This window comes from Shewanella sp. Iso12, assembly GCF_012030025.1.
In the GTDB taxonomy this organism is placed as follows: Bacteria; Pseudomonadota; Gammaproteobacteria; order Enterobacterales; family Shewanellaceae; genus Shewanella; species Shewanella algae.
Genome location: NZ_JAAUHW010000007.1, coordinates 196,588 through 210,574, shown reverse-complemented (window position 1 = coordinate 210,574; position 13,987 = coordinate 196,588). Strand labels below are relative to the sequence as shown.

The 13,987-nt window shown below is 48.9% G+C and carries 26 protein-coding genes; 6 read left to right on the top strand and 20 right to left on the bottom strand.

Annotated features, from left to right (window positions below; translation table 11 throughout):
* The 19 genes from HCX89_RS13910 to HCX89_RS13825 all read right to left on the bottom strand — a co-directional run.
* On the bottom strand, window positions 1-392 hold a 392-nt coding region (locus HCX89_RS13910; protein WP_167716432.1), incomplete at its 3' end, for a terminase small subunit.
* Entirely contained in the window at window positions 392-646 is a 255-nt protein-coding gene (locus HCX89_RS13905) for an HP1 family phage holin (protein ID WP_123115644.1), read from the bottom strand. The genes HCX89_RS13910 and HCX89_RS13905, both read right to left, overlap by 1 nt.
* A complete protein-coding gene (locus HCX89_RS13900) occupies window positions 627-914 on the bottom strand; it encodes a hypothetical protein (RefSeq protein WP_144222222.1) in 288 nt (95 codons plus the stop codon). Before HCX89_RS13900 ends, HCX89_RS13905 begins: the two co-directional genes overlap by 20 nt.
* Before the next feature lie 239 nt (window positions 915-1,153).
* Window positions 1,154-1,741, bottom strand: coding sequence for a lysozyme (locus tag HCX89_RS13895; protein ID WP_144222221.1), 588 nt, complete (start codon window positions 1,739-1,741; stop codon window positions 1,154-1,156).
* On the bottom strand, window positions 1,738-2,082 hold the full coding sequence (locus HCX89_RS13890) for a DUF4406 domain-containing protein (protein ID WP_144222220.1): 345 nt from the start codon (window positions 2,080-2,082) through the stop codon (window positions 1,738-1,740). The genes HCX89_RS13895 and HCX89_RS13890 overlap by 4 nt, the downstream gene beginning before the upstream one ends.
* 497 nt (window positions 2,083-2,579) lie before the next feature.
* A complete protein-coding gene (locus tag HCX89_RS13885; protein ID WP_107110141.1) occupies window positions 2,580-2,783 on the bottom strand; it encodes a hypothetical protein in 204 nt (67 codons plus the stop codon).
* A gap of 267 nt (window positions 2,784-3,050) precedes the next feature.
* The gene (locus HCX89_RS13880) at window positions 3,051-3,413 is read right to left on the bottom strand and encodes a hypothetical protein (RefSeq protein ID WP_167716428.1); all 363 of its coding nucleotides are present in this window, start codon (window positions 3,411-3,413) and stop codon (window positions 3,051-3,053) included.
* A complete protein-coding gene (locus tag HCX89_RS13875) occupies window positions 3,403-3,630 on the bottom strand; it encodes a helix-turn-helix domain-containing protein (protein ID WP_240647825.1) in 228 nt (75 codons plus the stop codon). Before HCX89_RS13875 ends, HCX89_RS13880 begins: the two co-directional genes overlap by 11 nt.
* Before the next feature lie 57 nt (window positions 3,631-3,687).
* A complete protein-coding gene (locus HCX89_RS13870) occupies window positions 3,688-4,938 on the bottom strand; it encodes a tyrosine-type recombinase/integrase (RefSeq protein WP_174840120.1) in 1,251 nt (416 codons plus the stop codon).
* Window positions 4,938-5,165: a hypothetical protein gene (locus HCX89_RS13865; RefSeq protein ID WP_101054433.1), complete on the bottom strand. Its 228-nt coding sequence runs from the start codon at window positions 5,163-5,165 to the stop codon at window positions 4,938-4,940. Before HCX89_RS13865 ends, HCX89_RS13870 begins: the two co-directional genes overlap by 1 nt.
* Window positions 5,162-6,001 carry a DNA adenine methylase gene (locus HCX89_RS13860; RefSeq protein WP_217351534.1) on the bottom strand — a complete coding sequence of 280 codons (840 nt, stop codon included), beginning with the start codon at window positions 5,999-6,001 and terminating at the stop codon, window positions 5,162-5,164. The genes HCX89_RS13865 and HCX89_RS13860 overlap by 4 nt, the downstream gene beginning before the upstream one ends.
* Window positions 5,998-6,339 carry a hypothetical protein gene (locus HCX89_RS13855; RefSeq protein WP_101054436.1) on the bottom strand — a complete coding sequence of 114 codons (342 nt, stop codon included), beginning with the start codon at window positions 6,337-6,339 and terminating at the stop codon, window positions 5,998-6,000. Before HCX89_RS13855 ends, HCX89_RS13860 begins: the two co-directional genes overlap by 4 nt.
* Window positions 6,326-7,057: an ATP-binding protein gene (locus HCX89_RS13850; protein WP_157822670.1), complete on the bottom strand. Its 732-nt coding sequence runs from the start codon at window positions 7,055-7,057 to the stop codon at window positions 6,326-6,328. Before HCX89_RS13850 ends, HCX89_RS13855 begins: the two co-directional genes overlap by 14 nt.
* On the bottom strand, window positions 7,050-7,865 hold the full coding sequence (locus tag HCX89_RS13845) for a helix-turn-helix domain-containing protein (protein ID WP_167716424.1): 816 nt from the start codon (window positions 7,863-7,865) through the stop codon (window positions 7,050-7,052). Before HCX89_RS13845 ends, HCX89_RS13850 begins: the two co-directional genes overlap by 8 nt.
* Window positions 7,862-7,990, bottom strand: coding sequence for a hypothetical protein (locus HCX89_RS23010; RefSeq protein WP_258181119.1), 129 nt, complete (start codon window positions 7,988-7,990; stop codon window positions 7,862-7,864). The genes HCX89_RS13845 and HCX89_RS23010 overlap by 4 nt, the downstream gene beginning before the upstream one ends.
* The gene (locus HCX89_RS13840; RefSeq protein ID WP_167716422.1) at window positions 7,987-8,214 is read right to left on the bottom strand and encodes a hypothetical protein; all 228 of its coding nucleotides are present in this window, start codon (window positions 8,212-8,214) and stop codon (window positions 7,987-7,989) included. The genes HCX89_RS23010 and HCX89_RS13840 overlap by 4 nt, the downstream gene beginning before the upstream one ends.
* On the bottom strand, window positions 8,211-8,555 hold the full coding sequence (locus HCX89_RS13835; RefSeq protein ID WP_167716420.1) for a hypothetical protein: 345 nt from the start codon (window positions 8,553-8,555) through the stop codon (window positions 8,211-8,213). Before HCX89_RS13835 ends, HCX89_RS13840 begins: the two co-directional genes overlap by 4 nt.
* A 188-nt stretch (window positions 8,556-8,743) precedes the next feature.
* A complete protein-coding gene (locus tag HCX89_RS13830; protein ID WP_167716418.1) occupies window positions 8,744-9,337 on the bottom strand; it encodes a hypothetical protein in 594 nt (197 codons plus the stop codon).
* Window positions 9,338-9,368: 31 nt separating this feature from the next.
* Window positions 9,369-9,563, bottom strand: coding sequence for a Cro/CI family transcriptional regulator (locus tag HCX89_RS13825; protein ID WP_167716416.1), 195 nt, complete (start codon window positions 9,561-9,563; stop codon window positions 9,369-9,371).
* Between the two features lie 108 nt (window positions 9,564-9,671).
* Here HCX89_RS13825 and HCX89_RS13820 point away from each other — a divergent pair, with 108 nt between their 5' ends.
* Genes HCX89_RS13820 through HCX89_RS13810 form a run of 3 tightly spaced genes read left to right on the top strand, consistent with a single transcriptional unit; the run spans window position 9,672 to window position 11,889 of the window.
* Window positions 9,672-10,364 carry a S24 family peptidase gene (locus HCX89_RS13820; RefSeq protein ID WP_167716414.1) on the top strand — a complete coding sequence of 231 codons (693 nt, stop codon included), beginning with the start codon at window positions 9,672-9,674 and terminating at the stop codon, window positions 10,362-10,364.
* Window positions 10,365-10,397: 33 nt separating this feature from the next.
* Complete coding sequence (locus HCX89_RS13815) at window positions 10,398-10,790, top strand: hypothetical protein (protein WP_167716412.1); 393 nt, start codon at window positions 10,398-10,400, stop codon at window positions 10,788-10,790.
* Window positions 10,780-11,889: a hypothetical protein gene (locus HCX89_RS13810; protein WP_167716409.1), complete on the top strand. Its 1,110-nt coding sequence runs from the start codon at window positions 10,780-10,782 to the stop codon at window positions 11,887-11,889. The genes HCX89_RS13815 and HCX89_RS13810 overlap by 11 nt, the downstream gene beginning before the upstream one ends.
* Here the strand turns inward: HCX89_RS13810 and HCX89_RS13805 are convergent, their stop codons facing one another.
* Window positions 11,890-12,699, bottom strand: a complete 810-nt coding sequence (locus HCX89_RS13805; protein ID WP_167716407.1) for a sce7726 family protein — start codon at window positions 12,697-12,699, stop codon at window positions 11,890-11,892.
* A 254-nt stretch (window positions 12,700-12,953) separates the two neighbouring features.
* Between HCX89_RS13805 and HCX89_RS13800 the strand changes: the two genes are divergently transcribed.
* From HCX89_RS13800 to HCX89_RS13790, 3 genes are all read left to right on the top strand, one after another.
* Window positions 12,954-13,280 (top strand): hypothetical protein, encoded by a 327-nt coding sequence (locus tag HCX89_RS13800; RefSeq protein ID WP_025009563.1) that lies wholly within the window; start codon window positions 12,954-12,956, stop codon window positions 13,278-13,280.
* Window positions 13,281-13,289: 9 nt separating this feature from the next.
* Window positions 13,290-13,661 (top strand): hypothetical protein, encoded by a 372-nt coding sequence (locus HCX89_RS13795; RefSeq protein ID WP_101054461.1) that lies wholly within the window; start codon window positions 13,290-13,292, stop codon window positions 13,659-13,661.
* 73 nt (window positions 13,662-13,734) lie between these two features.
* Entirely contained in the window at window positions 13,735-13,986 is a 252-nt protein-coding gene (locus tag HCX89_RS13790; protein ID WP_167716406.1) for a pyocin activator PrtN family protein, read from the top strand.
* The last annotated feature ends 1 nt before the right edge of the window (window position 13,987 follow it).

Here is a 13,987-nt window from a genome sequence, read left to right as displayed (position 1 = left end):
GTGAGCGGTGCCTGGTCGAGGATTGGACCAATTTGCACCGCTATTTTGTTAAGAAGGAAAGTGGCGAAACCAACCTCTACCACTAACTTTCGGTCCTTATCGTTCTTGAGCTCTTGCCCATCCGCCTGGGCTTTGGTCAGACGCCAGCGTTCAAAGTCGAGGTTAGGCTTTTCGGGATCATCCTCTGGTACTGATGCAGCAAACTTTCGCTCGGCATGACCTACCCTGTTGGCCACTACATCGGCCACGGAATACAAACTCTGACGGCCGTGCTTTTTGGTAACAGGAACTCCCCACTTATCGAACGCCGTGGTACTTATGCCCAGACTCTTGCACAGATCGGTTTTGTTCAGAAGAACGGCAGCGTCCTCCTGAGGTTTTATTCTGGCCATTAACTGCCATCCAGTTTTTCCAGTTGTGCATTGAGCAGCTTTGTTTCCAAAGAGTGGCGCTCCGCATCACGGCGATCACGCCTGAATTGATAGAGCCAATTCACAGCCCAAGTAAAAAGTGCCAGCACTATACCCAGCAACACGGCAATGTCGTTCAGCGTTAATGCACCGCCAATTGCACTGAGTAGCGATGACATATAGGAGGCAATGCTGAATCCCTTTTGCGTAGCGGCATCACTGTTTATCAGACTCATTGGCTTTCTCCTGTCGCCAGTTATGTAATGCCTGCCAATCCACATTGCAGCGAATCAGGGAAGCGATAAGCTTGTTGGAGTAGTTATAGAGATCGGGGTTGATTCGCCCCTGATAAACCGGGATTTCGCAGCTGCTCATCAGGGATTCCGGTGGCAGTACATACACTGTCTCTGTGACCGTTACCGTTCGCACAATAGGAGGTGTGCCAGAGCAGCCGGTTAAGCTGAGCAGGAACAGCAGTGACAGCCCAAGCAAGCGCTTCTTCATCTTCTGGATCCTCGAGTAGTTCTTTTGTCGCCTGGTCAACTGCTTCAGCATCAGCATCAGCCACTAAGCGACTTTGCTCCCGTTCATCAAGCAACCGCGCCAGTTGGTCGGCATTACGCCTAAGATCTGCTTTATCTTTCTCAGCCAGTAACAGGCTGGCCGTGACCGAATCCAGATCAGTCTGCAATATGATTTGCTTTGATTCGGCTTTCTCGATGTTGCCATTGAGTGTGGCGACTTCAGCTTTCGAGAAGGACAACGCCACGCCAAGACCAACGCAGGCCAGGATCAAAACGCCAATCACGTAGAGTTGCGCGCTGCCAACTCCGCCTTTCAGTAATTTCAACATTGGTTAACTCCTGTAGACAAAGTTCGCGCTCAGCGGAGCGGCGCTTTACAAGCCCTGGAAGGATCTCGCCTTTTGCATAGACCCAGCGGCTAAGTTCATTGCAGGCACCAGTGTGATCACCTGCAAGCAGCTTCTTTCGTAGTGTTGACGTTCTGAACGCTTCAGCGCCGACGTTGTAGATGAAACTGAGGTAAGCTGCGTTCTCGCTATCTGTCAGTGTCACCCCGTCGGTGAGGCGCAACAGTTGGCGGTTATATGTCGCCAGATTGTCTGCAAGCTGATTCAGGCAGTACTCCATTGAGCGAGGTTGCCCAGGCTCCTGTCCGTCAGCCCGTTGCCCTGCGCATTCAGTGACAATGCCAACCGGATCCACATAGGTGCCCAGCACCAAATCTTCTTGGTCCACAATAAAAACGCCGCCAGTAACGGCGGCGCCTGAAAGGCCAGCAGCGATGAGGAATGTTCTGAGCTTGTTCACGAGGATTCACCTCTTAAACCAATCAGAGCGATTTCATGATCAACTCCTTCTTGATAAACAATTCTCAGGTCGAGCTTTTGAGCCAGAGCGATTTCGGCCTGAGCACAAAAACTGTTTTCGTACCCATCAAGCACATAGAGCTGATCAGCGCACATCAACATGGGCATGCAAATACTCATGTACTCAGGCTCTGTAAGCCCAGGTGGCAGCATCGCTGGATTAAGTACCAAGTGCCCTAGTTCTGATTGCACAGCCGCAGCGATATCAAATGCAGGGCGATTGAAATCTGGCAAACCAGACATGGGCCCGGCAATGTAAACGCGCTTACTTTTACGTGGCATCGAAAGCCCTAAAGTAAAAAAGACCCGCTGAGGGTCTTTGGTGGTTGGCAGTCATTTTTAGCTCTGGCGAGCATGCCATAAACATAGCGATTTTCGGGGGGCAAAAAAAACCCTTTTCTGTCCGTTTTAGTCCTAGATCTGCCCCATTTGATAAAAGCGGTTTGAAAGTTGTGTGTTAACACACAAATAAAAAGCCCGCAGGAAAGGGCGCGGGCTTCGGTTTACTTATGACAGGATTCTAAATCTGTCACTGAAAGCCTAGTACAAAACCAAACATATGCAAAAGATCGGCGTGATCAAAAAGGATCTGCAAAGTTGGTATATCTGCGAACCATGGACCAGGCGAAAACCCATAAGCATTTTTACATTTACAATCAACAGATTGTGATACAGAGAAGACACCTAGAAAAGGTGCCTATAATCAATGGTTATAAAACAACAACCAACCGCCAAAATTTTTCATATGTAGTGAAGGATTGCGAGTCCCCGCCCCCGCATCACACCCGGCTGGAAGGACCCGTGGCAAACTGGCCGGAGATCTCCATCAGCACGACCGCCCTCAACTCGGTGCAGTATTGCCACCGTTGCTTCTGTGGACGCCAGTATTTGTAGACTACCAGTTCAACTTCATCATCTCTCAGCTCACCAACCAAGTGATACTTGGTGCCAAGTATGTTCCATGTTTTCGGTATCTCGTGCATCTATCATACCTTCTGTTCATCTAACGGAATAGCCAGGCCTTGCCAAGCATGGCATGTACCCACCATGGCGGCGGGTATAGGCGCAATTACTACATGCACAAAGCGGGATTAATTTACCACTATCACTAACTTTAAACGTGCCAGCGTCTGTATGGATAACCCTCGCACCTCTATGAGCCTGCCGGCGGCTGCTTCGGTATATATGAACCATGCAACCGATAGCGGTGGCACTCATTGCGCCCATCATGAACCATAAGAACTCCATGCTCACCTCACCAGCGCCAGTTCGGCGCGTCTTAACCAGAATACAAAGGACTTACGACTGTCGAAGTCCAGCAATGCCCACTTACCCCGGCACAGGTACTGAGCTCGAATAGCTCGGCGGCATTCTGGCGCCAGCTGCTCAATGCGTCGGTCGTAACGAATAACCCCGGGCGGCGGGTTAATATCACGCTCACTCACTGTCGTTCCGTAAGTGATAGGGTCCTTGAGCCTGTCACAGCTACTGCGGGCGGCGTACCCCTTGCCATACTCATGCCTGAGCCACCAATTAGCCCACGCTCGCAATTCAAGGCGGAGCTGCTTCATGTTCATCAGCGCTTCATGCTGCGCATCGTGCTTATGCTGCATCGGCCATCCCTCTTAGGTTGAACAAGTCCAGGGCAAAAATATCAGCACAGATGGCGCAGAGGTCATCATACGGTACCGGGCTTTGTCCCTTCTCCCAGCGCCGATAGGTTTTGACATTCACCCCGTAGGCGCTTGCCACTTCCTCCTGGGTCATTTGGCGCAATCTCCGACCCATTGCCAGCAGTTTTGCCCCTGATGCTGCCGCCGCTTTTGCCATGCTAAAACGCCCCTTTTCGTGCAATTGCATCCTCTTTTGACAATGATGCAGTGATCATCACAGCCACCCGCTTGCCATCTGACTTTGCCCGTTACCAAGATCTGAATGCGATCTAGGGATTATCTCGGGCGCGATCTGATTAAATCCACGCTCAATCAAATACTGGTGATACTGCTCAAGTGCTTGGCTCACCCCTGCATTAAGGGATGACTGAACATAGGTACGCAAAAGCACAGGCAGGGAGTGATTGAGCAACAACTCACCGATAACGGTATCAATACCAATCTCAGCAATAATGGTGCGAAAAAGCCGCCTGATATCGTGTGAAGTGAAGTATTTAAAGCGAAGGCCTACAGACCAATCCTGAGCAGTGCGCACAGCAATAGGCGCCTGACCACGGCCGGGGAACAGCCAGGCACGCTTGCCAACATTGGCCAACTGCCAGCGGCGGTAATGATCAATCAAAGCCCGGGCAGATTTGGTCAACGGCAACCGCAACTCATTACCGTTCTTGGTGTTTGACGGCGGTATCACCCAAACATCGCCGGTGAACTGGTCCCACCTAGCCTGGCGGGTTTCATTGATACGGGTACCAAACATCATCATCAACACAAACAGCATGGCCTGAACCATCACAGTCTCTGACAACAGCTTGAACAGCTCGCCAAGGTCAGAGTCATACAGCCTCGCATCCAGCGCCTTGGGCAGCCTCACACTGGGCTTGAACCCGGCCAAAGGGTTGCTATCGAGCAAGCGCAGCCCAGCGGCCGAACTGAACGCCGTCTTGAGCTTACTGACCACCTCCACCACATAGCGAGGCGAATACCCATCAGCCAGCATCGACTTAACCAGCGCACTATCCAAATCACTCCAACTCAGTGATGCCAGCGGCAACTGCCCAGCCCTTGGTATCAAGTGCCTGGTAACTATCGAACGCACATTCCGGCGCCAACTCACACTCATAGTCGTGTTATCTGCCACATGCCCGGCATACCAGGTAACCACATCAGCCACATTCACAAACTGCCCAAACATAACCTCACCCCCGGCAGCTCGCTCGGCCAGAGTGGCCGGCAGCTGCTCCAAAAACGTATCAATACACAGATCCGGCCAAGTGCCCACCTTGCGCCATCGAGTCACGTTTTGCTCATTGAACACCAGAAAAATACTCGCCTTGGTGCGCTCACCATTGGCCCGCAGCCTCACTGTCGGATACTGAGGATCCCGATAATCCCGGGTAACACCGCCACTCAACCAACGGCGCAGCGGCGCCCGTTTCAGCTTGCCAACTTCAACACCGCTCGCCATCAAGCCACCATCCTGTATTCATAGGTTTTGTTCGTACCCTGGCGAATGCGCTTCATCCGCTTTTCGGCGGGTAACTCACGCCAACGGGCACTCAAAGCTGTTTCGCTGTCAAAGCTGCCGAAACGGCGGCGGCACTCGTCCTGAACCTCAAACAGGGTCCACCATCTGCCACCGCTCAAGATATCCTCCAGCCGCTGGCGCTGGGTTGTTGGCTTCTGGGTACTCATGCTGCTACACCTCCACACTCGTTCAGAGAATCCACACATGCTTGGTTAATCCATATGCATTCCTTCCTGACACCAGTACCACTTCCCGCAGAACACCTTGACTGCTTTTCACGGCGTTCCCAACCATGAAGCAGGTCGTTGTATACAGTCGAATCATATCCGCTCAATACAACCATCCCCTCTACACTGCATAGTTGTTTCAGCAACGCTTCATGCTCATCGTTAGTTAACTCATGTTGATACACGCCTTTATTATTTCTCACCTGGCGGGTTTCCATGAGATAAGGAGGATCCACGTAAAATAGCGTGTCCGAACCATCGTGGTTTTTAATGCAGGTAGCTGCATCACGGTTTTCAATATTCACTCCTTGCAAACGCTCGCACACATATGCAAGAACAGGAGGATACTTAGACCAGACCTTCGCACTGTTGTTGTATTGTCGTTTAGCCTCACACCTGAAGCCTGTTGGATGGAAAGTCGCGGCCCCTGAACCAAACCCCATAGCTGATCTGACGATTGTTCTACGAGCCCTTTCAAGAGGATCCTCTGAAAGTTCATACGCCAATAGAAATTCATCCCTGCTGTATGGTGTTAGCTCGCATAACTCAATAAGTTTCTCGACCAAATTGGGATCTCTTAAAACCTTAAACAGGTTGAAAATATCCTGATCTAGGTCGTTATATACCTCGCCATGAGATCTAGGTTTTTGCAACAATACAGATGCAGCACCACCGAATGGTTCCACATAACACCTATGTGATGGCATGTTGGAAAGCAGCCACTTTGCGAGCCTAAATTTTCCACCGTGGTAACGTAGTATTGGCGTGTGCATCATGCTGCCCTCCTGTTTCGATATTGAGTTGCGTACTCGTGCAACCAAGTGTTGGCGTCACGGCGTGAATCACGGTTACCGCGCCCGGCCATGTAACGGCGTTCATACTCACCACAAACCCAATGCAGATCAGCCTCAGGTATCACCCGCAGTCGCTCGGCAATGAATGAGCGGTCAGAAGTGCCGCCGCGATAGTGGTAAAGCCTTGGGAACGTCAAATACGGATTAGCCGGGCTGCCAAGGGCAGGTTCACGGATCACCGCACAATCATTCGCGGCCGGGCTGGCCACAATGCCGCTGTAAAAATCCGGGGCATCGGCCCCCAAATCATGCCGCCTCATGGTTGCCTCCCCGCCCTCGATAACTCTCCCAATCAAACTTAACCGCCATGCCAACGGCCTCTTTCAGGCGTTCATAGCCCCTCACGCCAAGCACATCGCGCAGGCCTTGGCCGTCAAGGTTGGTGATGAACGAGGTCGCCCTGTTGCCGTACAAGCGGCGATCTATGATGCGGGTTAACCACAGCCGCTCATCGTCGCTACTACGCTGCAAGCCAATCTCGTCAATAATCAACAGCTCAGGCCTGCAAAAGTCTCGCAGCAGCTGTTCTTCGCTGGTCTGCCCTCGGTAGCAACTGCGAGCCCTGTCCATCAAGTCCATTACGCTCATCATCACCACCGTGTGGCTGCGTTTCATCAAAGCATTGGCAATGGCGCTGGCAACATGGTTCTTGCCGGTACCCGGGTTGCCATAAAACAAAAAGCCACGCCCGGTAGACGAAAACTCAGCAAAGCGCGTTAAAAAACCCTTGGCAGCGTCAACCGCCTGATACTGGCCCTTGCAGCTGCAGCGGTAGTTATCCAGAGTGCAATCTAGAAAACGCTGATTCAGGCCGGACTGCCCCACCAGTGCCGCCGCTCTGCGCGCCTTGTGCTCGCTGGATATCCGCTGCTCATCCTCCAGCCTCATCCGCTCAATCACATCACGCGAGCAGGGTTCAATATGGGCCGGGGCATTCAAGCGTTGCAGCATCTGCTGCAATGATTGCGATTTATTCACCGTTACCTCCCCAATGATCAAAATCATCCATGGCAGGAACGCCGCTATGCTCAGGTACGTTTGCGACACCTCCGCCACCAACCAACCCGCTGTTTTGCAGCCAGCGGAACTCAAAGCCAACCCATCCGCGCACAACGCAATAACCCAGGCAATCGTCAACACTAAAGCCATGCTTGGCAGCCTCGTGCAGCTCCTTGCCAAGCCGATTAACCGCTGTTTGGGTTAACTTGGCCCGCTTGCTCTGCCTGACAACAATCCAGTCATCAAAAACCTGCTGCGAAGGCACGCCAGGCCACTTCGAAAAATCGAACTGGGTAACAGCACTTTTTGAGCGCTTCGCGCGTTTATTCTTTATAGGTTCATTGACTGGTTCAAAAGAGTGACTGGTTCTAGTGTCATCTGCTGGCATAGGGGGTATGTCACCTGCTGGCATACCCTCTGCCATCTGCTGACATACCCCTGTGCTATCTGCTGGCATAGGTATGTCATCTGCTGGCACAGGTTGTTGCATGCCATGCTCGGCGTGCTCAACCTTGGGTTTTGGGGGAAATTGCAGACGATAAAGATTCGACTGGTGACCCAGTTCATTCTTGCGATGGGTAATCGACAGGTAACCGGCCTTATCCAATGCAGCAATATGGTTTCGCACTGAGCTGTGCGATATCTCGCATTGGTCGGCAACATGCTGGTAACTCGGCCAGCACTCGCCGTGGTCATTGGCATTGTCGGCAAGCTTCAACAGCACCAGCTTGCGCAAAGGGTTACCAACCTTGGCCCGCATGGCCTTAACCATAAGCTCCATGCTCATACGTCACCGCCTTGCGCCAAATTGACGCACATCAATGGCTTGGCTATGATGACCAAGCCTGAACTCAGGTAAGCGCCCGCAGCTGTCACTAAACTAACGCGGGCGCTTCTGTTTTTGTGGCTCATGCTGCCTCCGGTCCATCGTCAGGCAAACGGCAGCCTGCGTCATACAAACGGGCGCAAATGCCGGTAAAGCTGGTTGAGTGGGAACGCGCCGCAATAGCCGCCATTTTGGCTATCTGCTGCTGGCGCTCACTGTCTTGCTGCCTAAGATTTTGGCGGTTGGCCATAAACTCAAACGCCTCGCGCTCCTCTGCCGTTTCGATGCTGATAACATTGCCTTCGCTCATATCGCCTCCAATCCCAACGTCTTGCGCAACGTAGAGCGCAACACTGCAACAAACTCACGCCATGCCAGCGCCAACGCTTCACGCTGTTCCATTTCGTCAATCACCCGGTCAAGTTCCAGTGATGCCGCCCTGAATGCGTCTATCGCCAGCCCTCTCTCAATTGAGTTTGCCGGCAGCTCAATCGCCACTTGATAGGCCACCACAGTCGCGGCATATGCCTTGCCAATCACCGCCAAGGCGCCGCGCGAAAACCCGCAGCGGTTCGCATCACGCCAAGCGTTAACGTTCTCAGCCTGCATTTGCGGGTAAATATCGAGTTCAATCAGATCAAGATCGTCCATGCTTCCTCCTGTTAATCCATTCAAAATCATCACGGCAATCCGCATCACAAAAACGGGCCTCAGCGGCAACCGGAGCACTGCAATACAAACAGCTGCCAGTGCTTGCAGCTGTCTGCACTGGCTTCCTTGCTTGGGCTATTGCCAGACTGTCAAACAGCTCAGATACCCGCTGGGCTTCGTCTGCGTCGTTACTCATTGGCGGTGGCTCTGCCAGCGCGAAGGAAAGAAAACTCGGCTTCCAGCAATTGAATACTGGCCTCAGTCGTCGCCCGTGACTCCCTCAGCTCACGGTGGCATTGAATAACCTGCTCGCGGGTCGGCTGCGAGCCCAGGGTGATAACCGCAATCTGGGCTTCACTGTTTTCCTTGGTGAGAATTGCCGCCACCCTGCCCGGCTCCAACTGCCCGCCAACAAGGCCAGAGTCCTCCACTACCGTTACCCCTATCGGGCCATACACATCATTGAGGTAAGCCATACGCAAATGCGTTGGCATAGCAGCAAGCAATGCTTGCTCTACATGAAACAGGCGTTCCGGGTTTGGGTGGCACTCTTGATACTGGCCCAGCCAGCGGAAGATCTTCTGCGCATTGATTCTGGCGTCGTTGTAAGGGTCGTCGGTTCGCGCAAAGCTAATCCCCTCTCTGGCCAGTGGCTGTTTCAGGCCCAGGCGATCAACAACCTCCACAACACTAGCCGCCAGTGACGCACGGCTCACCTTGGGCAACTCCAACCAGCGGTGAATGGCAACCATTAGCAGGTCAAGGCGTGATTTGTGTTTCATGGCTAAACTCCCTTTCAGGTTTAAGGTGAAATCAAGCGGCCTGCTGCTCACCATCGTTTAAGGCGTCATCCGTCTTCAGCTGGCCGTTGGTGATGCGTTCGAGCTGATACGCTCTAAGTGGTGGGACGTGTTCGCCCCATTGAGATACAGAAGATTTGGTAATACCTAACGCCTTGGCTAACGCTGTAGCAGTTTCGAAATGAGCAATAGCCATCGATGTTTTCATCAGAAACCTCCTTTGCCATAAGTAAAGCCAAGGTTAAGACCTCTTTACTTTCCAGTCAACACAAAAGTAAAGGACAATTGACAAAATGAAAGTTAAGATTGCTAAACTATGATGAATGAGCGTATTAAAACCAGACGTAAAGAGCTAAAGCTGTCACAAGAAGCTTTAGGTAAACGTGTAGGTGTCACTAAAGCCACTGTATCCCTATGGGAGAACGGTGTTACTTCACCTGCAGGCGAAAACATGCACAAGCTTTGTAAGGCGCTAAGCACATCTTCATCATTCTTACTTTATGGTGTGGAAGACAAGATAAAGCCTTCTGCTGATGGTTCATTCCAAGGCCAAATGACCACTTGGGATAACAGCACTCCGCTTGATAAAGATGAAGTGGAAGTACCCTTCTACACAGAAGTTAAACTTTCTGCGGGTAACGGTATCATTTCCGATGTCGAAAACCACGGTCCTAAACTGCGTTTTTCCAAATCTTCTCTGCGCAGTCAAGGGGTTGAACATGAGGCAGTTGCTTGCGTGAAAGTATCTGGCAACAGTATGGAGCCAGTGCTCCCTAACGGCAGTACTGTAGGCATCGATACTGCGAACAAAACCATCGTTGATGGGAAAATGTATGCCATCAATCATGATGGCATGTTACGGGTGAAACTGCTGTATACCCTCCCAGGAAATGGCTTACGACTGCGCAGCTATAACCAAGATGAATATCCAGATGAAAGCTATAACGGTGACCAAGCAAAGGTCATCACCGTTATTGGTAGAGTCTTTTGGTACTCCGTACTCATTTAAAATTAATACTCTATATAAGGACAAGGGAATGTAATGAATATAGTATGGAAAATCTTAGCGGCCCTTGCTTCAATCATTGGCACAATGGGCGCCATTAAATCACTACTTCCAACAGATATTACATATGAAATATTAGTGAAAAACATGTTTTATATGTCAGGTTGGATCATAGCCTTTATTTTCTGTCTTGTTCTGATCTACCAAGAAGCTAAATTCAATAATTTTAAAAAGCAGATCACTGACTTAAATTCAGAAAGTAAAGCTCATGATAAGAAAATGATCTCCATACTTTCAGATGACAAAGAATACTTAAAATCTGAATTGACTAATTCAACGAAAATATTACGATATTTTTCAGCGAACTTTGAAATCCATTCAACACCGATTCCAAAACGCAAAGATAGTGAGGCAGAAGATGAATTTTAGTGACTATCAATATATGCCCATAGTTCGCACAAGAGCATCAGAACTTCTCGGTGTGAACATGTTGAGAGATGACACAAAATCTAAAATATTACCATATGCTAGCTTATCCAGATCCAATAGACGTAATGATTCCAGAACTGCTTTTGATGCCTGGAATTCGGTGTTTACCGGTCCTGTAATTTTAGGGTTAGAGGAAGGGAATCGACTCCAATTAGATGACTATGATTATTTAACATCACCAGATAATGATTTTGAAAACTGGATTGGCTTTATATTGAATGCTTTGGAAAAAAACAATGGTGTAATACCATCATTGATTCTAAATGACAACATAAGCAAGCGCCAATTTGTTAAGCAAATACAAAAGTTTGAAAAGACTTTTGAAAAATTTGCTCTCAAAATCAACCCATTAGATAGAAGAGAAGTAGCTGCAGCTAGTACGGCGGCATCTGTTGTTGATTCAACTGAAAGTATTTTATTTATTTTAGATAGTGGACAAATTTCTAGAGAAAGACAAAAAATTGCACTTGATGCCACTATCCACTGTATCAATGAATTACGAACTATTGAATCAAGCATTGAAATAGTAACTGCTTGCACTAGTTTCCCTAGAATGTTTCAATCATATACTTCAATAAATGATATAGGCTACGGAGAAATCCCTATGCTTGAATGGGAGAACTTTCATGCTCTTGGAGGCCAAGACGTTTCTATATATGGTGATTATGCTTCTATTCATGGGGAATTCTATGAAGGTGCTTTTGCTCGTTTTGTAGCAAGAATTGATTACCCTACGCCCAGTATATGGATATTTCAACGCCGCCAACAGCTTGCTCAGGAAGAAAGAGAGATACTATATGTAAATGCCGCTGAGACAATCATTGCTGATGAAAACTGGGATGATAGTTTAGATGCATGGGGTAAAGAAATTATTGAACAAGTCGCAAGTGGAAATGTTGACGGATTCAAAGCCCCAGGAAAGTGGATTTCAGTTCGTCTAAATCTACATATAGAACGTATCGTTCAATTTCTTGAGCAAGGAATAACGATACCTGATACAGTAGACTTTGAAGATGGCGAAGATGATTTAGATTGGTAATTAACGACTCTTTCTTGGAATAACCTTAATGGGAGAAGTTGTGACAAACCCAAACTCTCCCATTGATTCCGAGATATCAATAGCAAGCTCATCATCTGCATATTCATCCCCCCACCACTTTTGAGATGATACTTCATGCTGCGCTGATGATAGTGCAAGATAATTACGCGCCTTGTTAGGACTAAGCTTTTCTAAGTCTAAAATTTGAACACTCCCATCTTTACTTTCTAAAAATGTTGAGTATGAATTCTTATATTTGCACTTCAGATAGTCAAGCACAAATCCCCTCCAATGCAGCTTAGGAATTTTGTTGAAAATCTTATATAAGTCTTTACGACGAGAACTAGCTGTGCAACTGAGACCTCTAGACTTAAGGAATGATATGAGTGAACGCTTATCTACGAAAGAAAGGAAATAACTACAATCAGAAACTTTATTTACCTTACCTCTTCTTTTAATTTTGAGGTATTTTTGGTTATTTTTATAAGATAACTCCAAAATTTCTACTTCAGAAGGCAATATACTCAATGCTTTTGATGTAAATTTAGAGGAACAAACAACAGTAACCTTATCAAAAAACGTGATATAGGTCTCAATTTGCCCTTCTAAACGAGTCAAACTGTCGGCGTCACTTTTGATCTCAAATGCATGAAGCTTTCCATTAGCGACAACTAAATCAGCACGTCGGCTAAAATTATCAACAGGCAGCTCGTTAATGAGTACTGCATCGTGTTCAAGATAACCTTTCGAAAACAACCAGTTTATGGTTGTTGCCTTATAGTCAGCTTCTTTCAATACAGGTGAGTTCATTTTTTACGCCATTTAATGCCCTGAATTTTTGGACAATCACTACCTTACTACGCCCAAGATAGTATAACGATACCATTATGTAAATATCTGACAATGTTGCTTGGGTATTATGTGTCCATTAGGCACATTTTATAAGTCGAGATTCAAAAGTAAATACTAAAGACACAAAAAGTTAAGGAAAATAGACAATGGACTTGACCTAAAAGTAAAGATATCTTAACCTTTTCCGTATCACTTAACCAGAGGACGGGAACATGCCAATTCTGACCACCAACCCAAGCACCGCGAAGGAACGCGCCGAACACCGCTTGTTAGTGTCACTGCGCTTCGCCTGCTTGATGACCAAGCACAGCAATCCAATGGACTGCCCACGGGTAAAGCAACGCGTGGCAGAGTTGGAGCGTTACCTCTACCAACACCACCCAAGCCAACGGTTCGACCAGGTATATGTCGATTGCGCTGGCGAGCTTGGTGAAAGCTTTGCCCTTCGGGTACACAGCCAAAACTACCAAGCCACTATCTGGCGCAGCCATCATCATGCTGCCGCTATCACACCGCTGTTTAGCAACGCTATTGCGTAGGAGGCCGACATGGACTGCCAATCAACTCGCACCCGCACTGCCCGTAAACCACACCAATGTTGTGAGTGCCACAGCACCATCAACCAGGGTGAGCAATATGCCTTTACCTCAGGTGTATGGAACGGCGAACCCGCCAGTTTTAAAACATGCCACAACTGTTGGGAAATACTCGCACAAACATCACGTTATGTGAATTTAACAGCAAGTGAATGTGATGACTATCCCTACTTTGGTGGATTAGTTCAATGGTTTGATAACCGCATTACCTGCGACTTCCAAGGCGAGGCCTTTGTTTTGGAAATGGCCGAGGCCATCCAAGTGCCACCGCAGCAGTTAGCCACCCTACTCTGCATTGAGTTAACCAAGGAGGCAGCGGCATGAAGGGCGAACACATCTTCAAAACCTTAATGGGTTGGGTGCTACTCAAGCCGCTGGAGCAACAAAAGGAGCCGCAATGAATACTGTGTTTTTACTGATGGCTGAGTACAGTGCGGCCATTGTCCCGCTGGAGTCCATTTGCGAGAAGTATTTTGGCATGAGCCCCGCCACGGCAGCCAAAAAGGCCAAGGCCGGGTTGCTGCCGGTGCCTGCGTTCCGCGGGGGCGAAAGCCAAAAAGCCACTTGGCTGGTAAACCTCACCGACCTGGCGGCATACCTCGATAAAAAGCGCGCTGCGGCAGCAGCGGATCAGGTTGAAGCGGCGTAAG

Coding starts and splice junctions, on each gene's coding strand:
- HCX89_RS13905 (WP_123115644.1), bottom strand. CDS start 646: ATGAGTCTGATAAACAGTGATGCCGCTACGCAAAAGGGATTCAGCATT.
- HCX89_RS13900 (WP_144222222.1), bottom strand. CDS start 914: ATGAAGAAGCGCTTGCTTGGGCTGTCACTGCTGTTCCTGCTCAGCTTA.
- HCX89_RS13890 (WP_144222220.1), bottom strand. CDS start 2,082: ATGCCACGTAAAAGTAAGCGCGTTTACATTGCCGGGCCCATGTCTGGT.
- HCX89_RS13885 (WP_107110141.1), bottom strand. CDS start 2,783: ATGCACGAGATACCGAAAACATGGAACATACTTGGCACCAAGTATCAC.
- HCX89_RS13880 (WP_167716428.1), bottom strand. CDS start 3,413: ATGCAGCATAAGCACGATGCGCAGCATGAAGCGCTGATGAACATGAAG.
- HCX89_RS13875 (WP_240647825.1), bottom strand. CDS start 3,630: ATGGCAAAAGCGGCGGCAGCATCAGGGGCAAAACTGCTGGCAATGGGT.
- HCX89_RS13870 (WP_174840120.1), bottom strand. CDS start 4,938: ATGGCGAGCGGTGTTGAAGTTGGCAAGCTGAAACGGGCGCCGCTGCGC.
- HCX89_RS13865 (WP_101054433.1), bottom strand. CDS start 5,165: ATGAGTACCCAGAAGCCAACAACCCAGCGCCAGCGGCTGGAGGATATC.
- HCX89_RS13860 (WP_217351534.1), bottom strand. CDS start 6,001: ATGATGCACACGCCAATACTACGTTACCACGGTGGAAAATTTAGGCTC.
- HCX89_RS13855 (WP_101054436.1), bottom strand. CDS start 6,339: ATGAGGCGGCATGATTTGGGGGCCGATGCCCCGGATTTTTACAGCGGC.
- HCX89_RS13845 (WP_167716424.1), bottom strand. CDS start 7,865: ATGAGCATGGAGCTTATGGTTAAGGCCATGCGGGCCAAGGTTGGTAAC.
- HCX89_RS23010 (WP_258181119.1), bottom strand. CDS start 7,990: ATGAGCCACAAAAACAGAAGCGCCCGCGTTAGTTTAGTGACAGCTGCG.
- HCX89_RS13840 (WP_167716422.1), bottom strand. CDS start 8,214: ATGAGCGAAGGCAATGTTATCAGCATCGAAACGGCAGAGGAGCGCGAG.
- HCX89_RS13835 (WP_167716420.1), bottom strand. CDS start 8,555: ATGGACGATCTTGATCTGATTGAACTCGATATTTACCCGCAAATGCAG.
- HCX89_RS13830 (WP_167716418.1), bottom strand. CDS start 9,337: ATGAAACACAAATCACGCCTTGACCTGCTAATGGTTGCCATTCACCGC.
- HCX89_RS13825 (WP_167716416.1), bottom strand. CDS start 9,563: ATGAAAACATCGATGGCTATTGCTCATTTCGAAACTGCTACAGCGTTA.
- HCX89_RS13820 (WP_167716414.1), top strand. CDS start 9,672: ATGATGAATGAGCGTATTAAAACCAGACGTAAAGAGCTAAAGCTGTCA.
- HCX89_RS13815 (WP_167716412.1), top strand. CDS start 10,398: ATGAATATAGTATGGAAAATCTTAGCGGCCCTTGCTTCAATCATTGGC.
- HCX89_RS13810 (WP_167716409.1), top strand. CDS start 10,780: ATGAATTTTAGTGACTATCAATATATGCCCATAGTTCGCACAAGAGCA.
- HCX89_RS13805 (WP_167716407.1), bottom strand. CDS start 12,699: ATGAACTCACCTGTATTGAAAGAAGCTGACTATAAGGCAACAACCATA.
- HCX89_RS13800 (WP_025009563.1), top strand. CDS start 12,954: ATGCCAATTCTGACCACCAACCCAAGCACCGCGAAGGAACGCGCCGAA.
- HCX89_RS13795 (WP_101054461.1), top strand. CDS start 13,290: ATGGACTGCCAATCAACTCGCACCCGCACTGCCCGTAAACCACACCAA.
- HCX89_RS13790 (WP_167716406.1), top strand. CDS start 13,735: ATGAATACTGTGTTTTTACTGATGGCTGAGTACAGTGCGGCCATTGTC.